General features: G+C 44.6%; 11 protein-coding genes. 7 read left to right on the forward strand and 4 right to left on the reverse strand.

All coding sequences use genetic code 11. From position 1 onward, the window contains the following. Positions 1-2: 2 nt before the first annotated feature. Together M3152_RS09795 and M3152_RS09800 are read right to left on the reverse strand one after the other, a co-directional pair. Positions 3-662, reverse strand: a complete 660-nt coding sequence (locus M3152_RS09795; RefSeq protein WP_251694941.1) for a potassium channel family protein — start codon at positions 660-662, stop codon at positions 3-5. Between the two features lie 91 nt (positions 663-753). Then, positions 754-1,203, reverse strand: a complete 450-nt coding sequence (locus tag M3152_RS09800) for a TlpA family protein disulfide reductase (RefSeq protein WP_251694942.1) — start codon at positions 1,201-1,203, stop codon at positions 754-756. 147 nt (positions 1,204-1,350) lie between these two features. On the opposite strand from M3152_RS09800, the gene M3152_RS09805 reads away from it, so the two are divergent. From M3152_RS09805 to M3152_RS09835, 7 genes are all read left to right on the forward strand, one after another. Then, positions 1,351-2,811: a hypothetical protein gene (locus tag M3152_RS09805; protein ID WP_251694943.1), complete on the forward strand. Its 1,461-nt coding sequence runs from the start codon at positions 1,351-1,353 to the stop codon at positions 2,809-2,811. 154 nt (positions 2,812-2,965) lie between these two features. Next, complete coding sequence (locus tag M3152_RS09810; protein WP_251694944.1) at positions 2,966-3,508, forward strand: helix-turn-helix domain-containing protein; 543 nt, start codon at positions 2,966-2,968, stop codon at positions 3,506-3,508. Between the two features lie 16 nt (positions 3,509-3,524). Beyond that, positions 3,525-4,628: an ABC transporter ATP-binding protein gene (locus M3152_RS09815; RefSeq protein ID WP_251694945.1), complete on the forward strand. Its 1,104-nt coding sequence runs from the start codon at positions 3,525-3,527 to the stop codon at positions 4,626-4,628. Further along, positions 4,621-5,445 carry an ABC transporter permease gene (locus tag M3152_RS09820; protein WP_251694946.1) on the forward strand — a complete coding sequence of 275 codons (825 nt, stop codon included), beginning with the start codon at positions 4,621-4,623 and terminating at the stop codon, positions 5,443-5,445. Before M3152_RS09815 ends, M3152_RS09820 begins: the two co-directional genes overlap by 8 nt. Further along, a complete protein-coding gene (locus M3152_RS09825) occupies positions 5,429-6,229 on the forward strand; it encodes an ABC transporter permease (protein WP_251694947.1) in 801 nt (266 codons plus the stop codon). Before M3152_RS09820 ends, M3152_RS09825 begins: the two co-directional genes overlap by 17 nt. Beyond that, complete coding sequence (locus M3152_RS09830; protein WP_251694948.1) at positions 6,226-7,296, forward strand: ABC transporter substrate-binding protein; 1,071 nt, start codon at positions 6,226-6,228, stop codon at positions 7,294-7,296. The genes M3152_RS09825 and M3152_RS09830 overlap by 4 nt, the downstream gene beginning before the upstream one ends. Before the next feature lie 180 nt (positions 7,297-7,476). Beyond that, a complete protein-coding gene (locus M3152_RS09835; protein ID WP_251695310.1) occupies positions 7,477-8,634 on the forward strand; it encodes an MFS transporter in 1,158 nt (385 codons plus the stop codon). Positions 8,635-9,086: 452 nt separating this feature from the next. On the opposite strand, the gene M3152_RS09840 is transcribed toward M3152_RS09835, so the two are convergent. Beyond that, positions 9,087-11,684 carry a VWA domain-containing protein gene (locus M3152_RS09840; RefSeq protein ID WP_251694949.1) on the reverse strand — a complete coding sequence of 866 codons (2,598 nt, stop codon included), beginning with the start codon at positions 11,682-11,684 and terminating at the stop codon, positions 9,087-9,089. Next, the gene (locus M3152_RS09845) at positions 11,668-13,434 is read right to left on the reverse strand and encodes a vWA domain-containing protein (protein ID WP_251694950.1); all 1,767 of its coding nucleotides are present in this window, start codon (positions 13,432-13,434) and stop codon (positions 11,668-11,670) included. The genes M3152_RS09840 and M3152_RS09845 overlap by 17 nt, the downstream gene beginning before the upstream one ends. Positions 13,435-13,443: the final 9 nt, after the last annotated feature.

Here is a 13,443-nt window from a genome sequence, read left to right on the forward strand (position 1 = left end):
CATCAATGAAGGGCCTTCTTCTCAAATCTATGAATATCCAAATCAGATCCGATAACAATCAAAATGTCATTCAATTGGATTTCTTCAATTGCTTGCGGCGATACTAATATTTGCGCATCGCGCTTAATCGCAACAATGTTAACGCCGTATTTTGCACGGATATCGAGATCGATCAGCGTAAAACCAGCCAGTTTCTCATTTGCCCGAATTTCCGCAATCGAATATTCATCGGACAGCTCCAAGTAATCCAAAATATTATTGGAAACCAAATTGTTCGCAATCCGCTTCCCCATGTCCCGTTCCGGGTGTACGACTTGATCCGCGCCGATTTTCCGAAGAACTTTTGCGTGGTAATCATTCTGCGCTTTTACGGTAATCCTTTTGACACCAATCTCTTTCAGGATCAGCGTCGTCAAAATGCTCGCTTGAATATTTTCTCCGATCGCTACGACGACATGCTCAAAATTCCGGATCCCGAGTGACCGAAGTGCAGATTCATCAGTCGTATCGGCCGCCACTGCAGTTGTCGCAATCTGGGCAAATTCATCGACCCGATCAGGCGAAATATCGATCGCCATAACGTCTGCGTCCAATTCCACTAACTCATTAACGATGCTTCCCCCAAATCGTCCTAGTCCAATGACGACAAATTCCTTTTTCATAAGTTTCCGCTCCAATCCGATTCATGGATGAAATTAGTGTATCACATAATTTTCACAGGAAAAAGAAAAGACGACCCTACTGTCGGCCGCCTCATCTCCTCATTTCATTCAATAACCGATTGATACGTTTTTTGAGCATGTTCATACCACTTCTATCTGTTTGGAAATGGCGCAGACGACCTTCTTTATCAAAAACATAATATGCAGGGACAAATTGATTGCCGAACGCTTCGGTCAATTTTAAGTTATCATCCACAAAAATTGATTGAGTCATACCGTGCTGCGCTGCAACTTTTTTGATTTGCTGTAAGTTCCTATCCTCTTCCGATCGCGGCATATGCACAGCGATGATATTCAATCGATCTTTATATTGGTTTCGGAAATTATTCAGGTATGGCATCTCGTCCTTGCATACACGGCAGCTGATAGACCAAAAATGGATGATTGTCGGTTTTTCGCCAATGAGGTCCTCTTTTTCAACTCGCCCATTCAGCCAAGTCGTTGCACCATACAATTCAGGCATCTGCTCACGCAATTTCATAATGTATCTCCTCCGGATAAATAATCTCAATGCTTATTCTATGCCGAAAGAGTCGAAATCGGAATGAAATGTTTAGTCGTGCATTGACTAAGGAAAAGGTAAAGTAGGTGACTCATCAATATAAAATGAACAAAGGTAGGCAATGTGATGCCAATACAACAGAATGTGGAAAAACTGAATATGATTCGCTCCCATATGACATTCCTTCTACCATTTGGATTTGATCAGATGAAAAGACAGGAAACAATCGATAGCTTGAAATCGAATGGATATAATTATTTTCATATAAATGAGGAAGCCGTCAATAAAACCGCCCCGTACGGTTATGGAATTGATGTTACAGGCAAAGAGCTCGAACAATACTTCTATCCGTATATTGAACATAAACTCTTCCCAGGATCGCATGAAAAAAAAGGGTTCCATCGGTACACTGCAATTATCCAAAAAGACCATGTCATGCAGGTAAGAGATGAACGCCATGATTTTCACATAAGGAGCATCGATATCATTCTCGGGCCTTTTGGAATCGCGTTCCTTGCGTTGCGTGTTAACATGCAGGATATACCCGCGGACTTAAGCGATGTTCTTGATTTCATCCAACATTTCCGAGCAGTTGAACAGAACTTAAAGGAAAGCAAGGGTGCAATGATCATTATCCCTGAAACAGGCCAATCTTTTTCCATCCGCGATTACATATTCGGATATTTATGTCCTTTCATGGAAAAAGCCGTATTGCACGAAAAGAAATTGAAAGGCCATTTTGGATCACTTCCTTATTTTGAGGATGAAAGGATGTTTGTTTCATCTTTCCTCATCGCGGAAACAGGAGTATCCATCTCAGAGGAGCAACTGTACCGAATAGGCAACTTGAATGGCAGGACCCCAGAAGGAGCCCCTTTCATTTCATCAACGAATCCCGACTATATCAGACGCTCCTTGTCGCTTTCGTTGCATGACCGTTGGGCGCCACATTTGTATATGATTGCGACTGAGCATGGCTACTCCGTCGTATCCAATCGCCCAGCAGACGAATTGACAAATGAACTTTCCCAATATATGGGGACACATTATTATAATTTGCTACTTCATTATTTCTATAAAATCATGTTATTGCGTGTCTCATTTGAATACAGTGAAATCGATTGGAAGAAGGACGAGTATTACGTCAGGTCACTCATCCAACTGATCAGTGTTTTTTCATCGTCATATTATTTCAAAGAAATCAGCACCCGTTCAGAAGGCAAGGAATTGGCGGAGCTGTTCAGGTCAACCTTTCTCATTGATCCACTTTTTAATGAAGTGAACAAAACTTTGCAAGAATTATATAAGAGCCAGGAAAATAGCCAAGCCGGCCGATTAAATATGCTTCTATTCGTGTTGACGATATTTACAGTCATATCTGGAATTTATGGCATGAACCTTGTCATTCCTGACTGGGAGGCACCCTCTGGCTGGAAAGAGTATCCCTCCTACACAGTCTTCGAATGGATATCTTTGATCACAGCCGTCACGGGTATCGGATTGTCGGCCTATTTAATCATATCCACTTTCGGCAGAATGTATTTGCGAAGGCGACGCCGGAATAAGCTTGACATGCTTGACCAATAGATACAGCTCCATGCCGGAATCCTAAAAATGGATTCCGGCATTTTTACTAAACATCTTGATTTCCAACTAGTATTTTGTATAATGAAGTAGGTTTCTAGTAAACAGAAAGTACAGTAATACTAAACTCCATGATTCTAGGAAGGAATTGACGACCATGCATATCGGGAGTAAAATCAAAAGTCTTCGTTTAAAAAAAGGGCTGACCCAGGAGGAACTCGGAGAGAGAACCGACCTAACGAAAGGATACATCTCTCAATTGGAGCGTGAACTCACTTCCCCTTCCATCGAAACGCTATTTTCCCTTTTAGAAGTGCTAGGCACAACACCGAAGGAATTTTTTGATGAACCGAAGAAAAACATGAAAGTCGTCTTCTCGCCAGCCGATCAAACCACTTACGTCAATGATGAATTAAAGTATAGCATCCGCTGGCTCGTTCCACGTTCAAATGAAAATGAAATGGAACCGATCTATATTACGTTCTCAAGGAATGGAGAATTCAAAAGATTTGAGCCCTCACTTGCCGAAACATTCATCCATGTCCTTTCGGGTAAAGTGGAAATCGAGCTCGGAAGTAGGACTTTCACAGCTTTAAAGGGGGATTCGGTCTATTATGAGGCGACTGAATATCATCGAATCTCGAATGCCAACGATGGCCCGAGCGAATTGCTCCTAGTAGCGACAGAATCTTATTTATGAAGGGGGAAACACCAAAATGACAAATCAGCCGATTATCCGTTTTGAGAATGTCGTGAAGAAATACGGCGACGGAACGACCGTATTGGATAATGTCTCATTTGAATTGGAACGCGGAAAATTTTATACGCTATTAGGTCCTTCCGGTTGCGGAAAGACGACAATCCTTCGATTGATAGCAGGATTTATCGAGCCGACAGAAGGCTCAATTCACTTTAATGGAAAAAAGATCAACAATGTCCCAGCAAATGAACGTCAAGTTAATACAGTATTCCAAGATTATGCCCTATTCCCCCACTTGAATGTGTATGAGAATATTGCATTCGGTTTACGCATCAAAAAAGTGAAAAAGGACGAAATCGATACGAGGGTCAAAGAAGCATTGAAATTCGTCAACTTGGCAGGCTACGAAAACCGGGAAATTACTGAAATGTCCGGTGGGCAACGGCAGAGGGTTGCGATTGCACGCGCCATCGTCAATGATCCTGAAGTGATTTTGCTCGATGAACCATTATCCGCTCTGGATTTGAAGCTGCGATCTGAAATGCAATACGAACTAAGGGAGTTGCAGCAGCGCCTTGGCAAGACATTCGTCTTCGTCACGCACGATCAAGAGGAAGCGCTCGCCATGTCCGACGAAATTTTCGTCATGAATATGGGAGCTATTCAACAATCCGGCACCCCTCTCGACATCTATGATGAACCGATCAACCGCTTCGTCGCAGACTTCATTGGTGAATCGAATATTGTTTCGGGGATGATGATTGAGGATTACGTCGTCGAATTTACAGGAAAACGATTCAACTGTGCGGATGCTGGGCTTCAGCCAAATGAAAAAGTCGACATCGTCCTCCGCCCGGAAGATTTGGAAATCACGACTGTCGATAAAGGGAAATTGAATGTGACAGTAGATACACAATTGTTCCGAGGAGTGCATTATGAACTTTCGACATACGATCAAGACGGCAATGAATGGCTAGTTCATTCCACGAAGAAAGCGGAAGTCGGGGAGAAAATCGGTCTTGATTTCGACCCCGAAGACATCCACGTCATGCGATTGAATGAATCAGAGGAAGATTACGATGCCCGTCTTGAATCCTACGGAGCGAATGCCGATGAATAAGTCCCGCCTACGTCCAATCTACTCGATCCCTTATACAGCGTGGATCTTGTTGTTCGTCCTGGCTCCGATTGCATTGATCGTCTATTATTCATTCTTCGACTTGGCAGGCAACTTCACGCTGACGAATTACCGTGACTTTTTCACGTCCGTCTATCTAAAACTTACAATCAGCTCATTTTGGTATGCATTCCTTATTACACTCTTTTCATTGCTGATCGCCTATCCGACGGCGTATTTGATAACAAAAACGAAGCATAAGCAGCTCTGGCTTTTGCTCATCATCATCCCTTCGTGGATCAACCTGTTGCTGAAGACATATGCCTTCATCGGGTTGATGGGTCTATACGGACCGTTAAATGCATTATTGGAAGCTGTCAGCATCGGCAAGCAGCAAATTCTGTTCACCGACTTCAGTTTCGTATTCGTCTCGGTCTATATATTTATTCCGTTCATGATTTTACCGATATTCAATGCTCTCGATAAATTGAATCCGGCATTGATAGATGCATCACGCGATCTGGGCGCTAACTCTTGGACGACTTTCAGAAGAGTCATATGGCCATTAACGACGAACGGAGTGAAATCAGGCATCCAAGTCGTCTTCATTCCTGCCTTGTCACTATTCATGATCACAAGACTCATCGCTGGAAATAAAATCATCACGCTAGGAACAGCCATTGAACAGCAATTTCTAGTGACGCAGAACTGGGGAATGGGCTCGACAATCGCCGTCTTCCTAATCGTCTTCATGTTCATCATCATGCTTGTCACGAAAGGCAAAGAAAAGGGGGCATCAGACCATGGAAAGGCTAGGTAAGCTTCCTAAACTGTATTTAGCGATTGTATTCATTATCCTGTATGCCCCGATCTTTTATCTGATTTTCTATTCATTCAACTCGGGCGGTGGCATGTCCAATTTCGAAGAATTCACATGGGAGCATTATGCAGCAGTATTTGAGGATAAACGGTTGATTATCATCGTCCTCAATACAATCATCATTGCCCTGCTTTCCGCGTTATTATCGACGACAATCGGCGTGATCGGAGCATTGGCAATTTATTTCATGCGCAATAAAAAAATGAGGAATGCAGTGCTGTCCTTGAATAATATTTTAATGGTCAGCCCTGATGTCATTATCGGCGCATCATTCTTGATTCTATTTACGATGATAGGTGTTAAGCTTGGATTTGCTTCTGTATTGATTTCCCATATCGCCTTCAGCATTCCGATTGTTGTCATAATGGTATTGCCGAAGTTATCAGAGATGAACACTTCATTGATAGACGCAGCACTCGATCTTGGCGCTTCTAGGAAAGATGTTATGACACGGGTCATCCTGCCATTCATAAAACCAGGGATCTTTGCTGGATTCTTCCTCGCTTTGACGTACTCGCTTGATGACTTTGCTGTAACGTTCTTTGTAACTGGAAATGGGTTCTCAACATTGTCGGTTGAAATTTACTCAATGGCAAGAACAGGCATCAGTTTGACGATTAATGCCCTATCAGGACTCATCTTTATCGTCACAGTCGCATTAGTGATCGGTTACTATGCAATTAGCCGCAAAACGAAGATGCCTCTCGCGGGGGTGAAGAAATGAAGTCCATTATCCAATCTGCCATCCTGATTCTCCTCGTGGCCGGCATATTGCTATTCATCAATGCCGAGTTGAACAAAGGGAGCAAATCGGGCACAGGCACCATAACTGTTTATAATTGGGGAGAATATATCGACCCGGATCTTATCAAGCAATTCGAAGAAGAAACAGGCATAAAAGTCATTTATGAAACATTCGATTCGAATGAAGGGATGATGAGCAAAATTGAACAGGGCGGTACGGCATACGATATTTCCGTTCCATCTGAATATATGATTGAGATGATGAAGGAAAAGAATCTTCTGCTGCCGGTCGACTACAGTAAAATCCCGAATATTAAACATATCGATCCATATTTCCTGGATCTCCCTTTCGATCCGGGCAATCAGTTCTCGGTCCCCTACTTCTGGGGGACAGTAGGAATTGCTTACAATCCAACGTTACTCGAGGGGCAAACGTTCGAAAGTTGGGATGACCTATGGGACCCTTCCTTGAAGCAACGCGTTATCCTTGTCGATAGTGCAAGAGAAACAATCGGCATGGGACTGAACTCATTGGGCTATTCCCTAAACTCGACCGACCTTGGAGAGCTTCGCGAAGCCACTGATAAATTGAAGACATTAAGTCCGAATGTAAAAGCGGTCATCGGCGATGAAGTCACTCAGCTAATGATTAATAATGAAGCTGCCGTCTCATTAACATGGTCGGGACAGGCAGCTGATATGATGTATGAGAACGAGGATATCGATTATGTTGTTCCAGAGGAAGGATCGAATTTATGGTTCGACAATATCGTCATTCCGAAAACCGCAAAAAACATTGACGGAGCGCATGCGTTCATCAACTTCATGTTAGATCCTGAAGTTGCAGCACAAAATGCCGATTATGTCGGCTACTCGACCCCCAATTTATCTGCGCTTGACTTGATGGATCCAGAAGTTGTCGAGGATGAACGTTTTTATCCTGACATAGAAACGAGAACCCACTTGGAAGTGTATAAAAATTTAGGACTTGAATTATTAGGCGTTTATAATGAGCTTTTCTTGGAATTCAAAATGGATATGAAGTGATTCGTTTTTCGCCCTTAAACTGCAATATTGTTTAAGGGCGTTTTTCGTCTACGTGAGGAGGCCTTTCCATTAAGTGTTATTGTGTTTTTATGGTAAGATGTTTCAATAACACGAAATAGATAGAGGGGCTGGTTGCCTTTGGTTGAGAAGCAAACAAATAATTTGGCGTTATACATTTTGATGTTTAATATGTTCATAGCTATGGCGGGCATCGGTCTTATTATCCCGATCATGCCTGAGTTTTTAGGCACATTCGGCGTTGCCGGAAAAGTGCTCGGATTCCTGATTGCAATCTTTTCATTCGCGCAATTCATCTTTTCACCGATATCAGGAGATTTATCAGACCGGCATGGAAGAAAGAAAATCATCATACTTGGTTTGTTCATTTATGGTTCAGCTCAATTTGCTTTCAGTTTATCGACTGAATTATGGATGCTATTTGCAGCCCGATTCTTTTCTGGTATGGGAGCAGCGTTCATCATCCCACCGATGATGGCGTTTGTTGCGGATATCACTACATTGGAAGGGCGAGGCAGGGGTATGGGATTGCTAGGAGCTTCCATGTCACTCGGCTTCATGATTGGACCAGGGATCGGTGGCTTCCTATCGAAGATCAGTCTGTTTTTCCCGTTTTATTTTGCAGCGGGGGCTGCAATATTTGCAGCCATTCTTTCGATTTTCATTTTACCTAATCCCGCGCCAGTCGTTTCAGCCGAAAAGGTAGTAGTGAAGCAGGAAAACCTCTTTAAACAATTGAAAAAGTCGACAACAACCCCTTATTTCGTCATGTTGATTGTCATGTTCGTCTTTTCCTTCGGACTCGCGAATTTCCAATCGACGATTTCCTTGTATGTCGACCATAAGTATGGTTATACCCCTTCGCAAATTGCAGTATTGATTACGGTCGGAGGTTTTGTAGGTGTTATTGTGCAGACTTTCGTCATCAATCCGCTGTTTAAAAGATTCGGGGAAATGCGTGTGATTCTTTTCAATTTGGTCGTAGCAGCTATTTCAATGATGGCCATTCTATTCGTCGATTTATTTTGGACAATCCTCTTCGTCGCAACGATCTTCTCAACGGCGACTTCCCTGCTCCGGCCAGCGGTTAATACGCTCGTTTCGAAGCTTGCCGGTGAAGAGCAAGGGTATGCAGCTGGGATGATGAATGCATATATGAGCCTTGGAAATATGATCGGCCCAGCGCTTGCCGGATCCATTTTCGATATCAATATTACATTCCCATATTTCCTGGGCACAGCTATCCTCCTTATCTGCTTCGGAATTGCGACTGTCTGGTCCAGAAAGAACACACTTCTCCTCGCTTCGACGAGAACATAAACGAAAAGGGGCTGTCCAGAAAGTCGGTGAAAACTGACTTTCTGTGATAGCCCCTTTTCTGTAGATGAATAATTGGAGATTTCTCTTGAAACGTTGCTTTCCGTTCCAGGCGCACGCTTTCCGGGGGGCGGGCGGTGAGCCAATCGAACAGCGAAGGGTTCGATTTGCCTTAATTTCTGCGCTTTTTGCAGAAATTAAGGCATCCTTGGACCTTCTGGCGCAACGCTGCGCTTGTGAGTAAAAGCGTAGCGTTACGAGCAATGTTTTATGCGACCCTAAGGGAGCAGGAATGATAGTACTAAAGCCGCCCGGAACGGAAATCAACGTCGCGTCAGTCTACCGTTTTTGCATCAATGCATCTAAAAAGACAAAAGGGATGGGAATCAATTCGATTTCCATCCCTTTTGTCTACTGTCTGAACCCTTGCTCCCAAATGGGAGACAAGGGTTTTTTTAACGCTTCTTTTTCGCTTTTAATAATTCCGCCACGTGGTCTTCTTGTTTAACCGGAGGAGCCTCATTCACTTCAAACTTCTCTTTCCGGTCAAGCAAACCGGAAAACATTCCAAAACGGCGCAGTGTAATGTCAATGAAAAACAAAATCATTGCCATCAGAATGAGCCAATCTGCAATCGGTTTCCGATCTCCGCTCTTAAACGGATGTGGGCGGAACACTTGCGCTGGATCTTCGTAGTGCTCCCCGCCTGTCCGGTCGGCGATTTTCTCGAGCAATGCAATATTTGGTTCTGATGGTTTGTATTCCGCACTGTAGGGGACTGAAACTCCCGCTTGAAATAAGCCACCCTTATCATCAGAAATGCCGAAAAAGACAAGGCCGGGTTCAGCGTCCAACGTAACCTTCACTTTCCCAGGTGCCAGAGGTTCTGACTGGAAAGGCACTTCTTCCCCTTGCTCATCCACAATCACGACGTCCAAAAACGCTGACTTCCGTGAACTGTCGGTGATCGTGTACGTACCGCCTCGGTCATGGGTGATCAGATAGGGAACTTCTTCATAGGAAGGCATTAATCGAGCAACAGCGGTGTTCCAGAAGCCCGAATAGCCTTCCCATCTTGCCAAGTCACCGGACCACTTCCCTGTGGAATCGGACGTGAACGCAACCGTCCGACCCAATCCGTACATCCATTCCGCAATGACGGGATCCTCCTTCGGGCTTTCCGCAACAATTGTCGCAGTTCCCTTAGGAGTCGTCGCAATATAGGCGTTCATCTGCGGGACGCCTTCCGCGAAAATCGACGTCCATTCCGGAACGTTGCTAAGCGAAACATAGAATGGATCATCCTCGATATACGTCCTCGTCAGCATGGATGTTTCCCGTGTCAATATTGCTGGAACCGTTGACTCATCCACTGCGTTGTAAAATCGGCCTCCACCGAGTTCAGCCAATTCTTCGAGCAGCACACTGTCAGCGTCGGTTCCGATTGACACGGTCGATAACGTGACATTCGTTTTTTTGCCTTCCGCAATAATGTCCTCATAATCAGGGGGCATAGATGATTGGCCATCCGTCAACAGGATGATATGCTTCCGTTGAAGCTTCAGATCGGACAAATCTTCATATGCTTTTGCAACTGAAGGAAAAATATCTGTACCACCGGCCGCAGGAATGGACAAGATCTGGTCCATCGCTTCTTGCTTATCTAATAATGGACCAACCGGGATGACTTCCCAGAGCTCATGGTCAAACGCCGTGAAGCCAAACGTATCATCATTACGAAGCAGCTCCACCGCCCTCGCAGCCGCTTCTCTTGCAATGACTATTTTCGATCCTGACATACTGCCGGAACGGTCCATCGCAATGACAAGCCCAAGTGACGGAAGCTGTTCCTTCCCTTTCACTTCCATTTCCACTGGCAATAAACGTTCAATCGGCGACTTGAAATAGCCGCCCAACCCATAGCTTTCATCGCCTCCGACCATCATGAATCCCGTCCCGAAGTTTTTAACGGCCTGCTCGATGACAGTCATCTTATGTTCCCCGACAAGATGACCAGGGACATTATCAAAAATGATTGCACTGTATCCTAAATAACCGGACAATGATTCCGGTAATATTTCAGCATCCATTACCTCAACATCCATCGCGTTCCGGTCAAGAAGCGACGGTATGACGGAAGGGCTCCTCTCGGTATCCACGACAAGCACTCTTGGAGATTGCTCAAGCATTGTGACTGAAAGCATCCGATTATTTTCAAGAAGTCCATCCTCAGGTACAATCAGCTTTGCCTCATACTTAAGCAGGCCTGTTCCCCTCGCTTCATGATGAAATGCAAATTGGTTGGCTCCCTCATCAAGGGCTACCGTTTCACTAATGATCTCTTCGTCATTTAAATAGACCAACAACTGGCCAATCGTTTCGGTGGATGACTCAACCTCAACGCGCAACAATTGCCTTTCGCCCTCAAAGGCAGTTCGGGGAGTCTCGAATAATGAGATGGAGGCATCCGCGTCATTCGATCGCCTTAACTCGACCGTGTCGATTTGAACATGGCTATTCTTATATTTCGGCAACAGTTCCTCGATTGCCCCTTCCGTTTCCAACCCATCGGACAATAGAACGATTCTCGTCGCTAAGCCCGCTTTAGCCACTGCAGCGGATAAGTCAACCGCGTTTGCAATATTCGTTGCACCATTCGAATCAATCGGATCCAACTTCGGCATTTCCAATTCAGCAGCTGTTAACCGGCTGTCCGTCCGAAACGTTCCTGCAAATGAATAAATACCGACGGATTGATTCGCTTTTCTCTCCTTCAAACTTTCCGAAATCCATTGTTCGGCAGCTTGACCTGCCTCTTCCACCGAAACGGATCGATCGACAACGAATATGATCTGCTCCTCGTCATCTGGCAACAGTACATAAGGAACAGTTAGGGCGAAAACGATACAGAGGATTACAAGGCTTCTTAAAGCATATAGGATTGTCCCCTTCCGAGCGAAACGCATATTAGAAGACTTCCAAGCATACGCCATGTAAATAGTTATCGGTACAAGCAGCAAAAGCCATAATGGCTCCTCAATTCGGATATCCACGACGTCTCTGCACCTCCCACTCTATTACTAAAAGAAGGAGGACTGGTATAAGGAATAGCCACCCGATCATTTGTTTACCTTCTTCTCTATCTCCATCACCTGCAGGACCGGCACCAAGTTTATAACTGGACCCGAAGGCAACCGATTTCTCATCCGGCTCTAACTGTACGGATAAATACCGCTCAGCCCCACTTTCCATCAGTTTATAAATTCCCGGTTTTGCTGGGGCGACAAAGTTTTCACCTGCCGGATATGTTGCAACATACTTATCATTGATTGTGAAAACCTCTATCCCTTCCGATCCACTTCCGGTCAATAATGCTTTTCTTTCATTCGGGCTGAACGTTCCGGCAATATCACTTCCAGACCGGAGCATTTCCATCGAACTCCAAAAGAACAACGGAAATGATGGGTGCAGCGGCCAATCAGTCAAACCGATATCCGTCAAGATAATAATATCGCCTCTTGGTGATCGCTGAATGAACGGTTTGCCATCGATGGCAGCTAACGTCGAAAACCCATCGAATGGAGGGTAAAGCGCACTTACATACACATCATCAATCGGAGCGATTGAGAACAACGCATCATTGGACGACTCCATCGAACCTGAAACCGGTTCTGTCATTGCATCATTCCTGCCAATCAACAAGATCGGCTCTGACCCTTCCTCCAAAAAAGAAGTCTCGTTCGTAACAATCATGGAATGGTCTCTTGCCGATGTCATTTCATTGAAGGACCCTGAACTGACGGTGAGCCCAATCGCTTCAAACGCTTTTTTGACCAATTCATGCAATTGATTGTCGACAATCACTTCCGAGGATTCACTACCGATGACGATAAATGCATCATTATCAACGGCATAGTCGTCTTCCACTTCCATATGAACATGGAACGCTTGCAACATTGGCAACTCTTTGAATGAAAGAAGGGTGTCCGCCTCTTTTTCAACGGAAAAATCCTGTTCAGCCAATCTAGCGCCCGTCAACCCATCATTGACAAACACCTTGCCGGTCTGTTTAGACTCTGTTTGATTTAACAGCTTGACGATGGCCTCTGTCCCATCTGATGTATGTATGGCACCGAATTTTTCAATGGCAATATTGTCTATTGGATTTTCGTTATTATGAATTGTCCACGCGATGCCACTTTCGCTCTCCATGAATTGTGAACGGTCAAGATAATCGGTGAAAATATGGACATCCGCTTCAGCTTGTTGGGCGATGGATCTGACAAATTCAAGGGATCGTCCCAGCTGCTCATATTCATAAGCCACCTCGATCTCGTCAATCACTTCCAAGACATGACGTTGATCAGTCTCTTCCCGCAGCAATAGGGAAGGTTCCTTTCCCGTAATAATAATGGAGAATGATTCACCTTTACGCTCTTCGGCAATGGCACGCATCTTCACTTTACTATTTTCCAATAAAGATCGGTCGCCGTCTACGGCAGCCATGGATGCGGAAGCGTCAACGACAAACACCGTATGGCCATCTGCGACAGTCTCCTTCGGCAAAAAGGGACGGAGCAGGATGAACAACAATAGCAATAATGCTGCCATCTGCAAATAAAATAGGGCATTCCGTTGTAAATTCTTCAGGTATGGAGAAACCTTTGTCTCCCGCATCGATCTTTCCCAAAACAATGTGGACGAAATGGTCGTCGTTACGTACTTTTTTCGGAAAAAATAATATAGCAGGACGGCCAACGGGAAAATTGCCGTCCATAAATTACCGATTTGATCGAACCCCACTTAGCCGCC

The sequence above is a fragment of the Sporosarcina luteola genome, assembly GCF_023715245.1.
Taxonomy (GTDB): Bacteria; Bacillota; Bacilli; order Bacillales_A; family Planococcaceae; genus Sporosarcina; species Sporosarcina luteola_C.

Excerpts from the sequence above, each read along its gene's own strand:
- M3152_RS09795 (WP_251694941.1), bottom strand. The coding sequence starts at position 662 with ATGAAAAAGGAATTTGTCGTCATTGGACTAGGACGATTTGGGGGAAGC.
- M3152_RS09800 (WP_251694942.1), bottom strand. The coding sequence starts at position 1,203 with ATGAAATTGCGTGAGCAGATGCCTGAATTGTATGGTGCAACGACTTGG.
- M3152_RS09805 (WP_251694943.1), top strand. The coding sequence starts at position 1,351 with ATGCCAATACAACAGAATGTGGAAAAACTGAATATGATTCGCTCCCAT.
- M3152_RS09810 (WP_251694944.1), top strand. The coding sequence starts at position 2,966 with ATGCATATCGGGAGTAAAATCAAAAGTCTTCGTTTAAAAAAAGGGCTG.
- M3152_RS09815 (WP_251694945.1), top strand. The coding sequence starts at position 3,525 with ATGACAAATCAGCCGATTATCCGTTTTGAGAATGTCGTGAAGAAATAC.
- M3152_RS09820 (WP_251694946.1), top strand. The coding sequence starts at position 4,621 with ATGAATAAGTCCCGCCTACGTCCAATCTACTCGATCCCTTATACAGCG.
- M3152_RS09825 (WP_251694947.1), top strand. The coding sequence starts at position 5,429 with ATGGAAAGGCTAGGTAAGCTTCCTAAACTGTATTTAGCGATTGTATTC.
- M3152_RS09830 (WP_251694948.1), top strand. The coding sequence starts at position 6,226 with ATGAAGTCCATTATCCAATCTGCCATCCTGATTCTCCTCGTGGCCGGC.
- M3152_RS09835 (WP_251695310.1), top strand. The coding sequence starts at position 7,477 with ATGTTTAATATGTTCATAGCTATGGCGGGCATCGGTCTTATTATCCCG.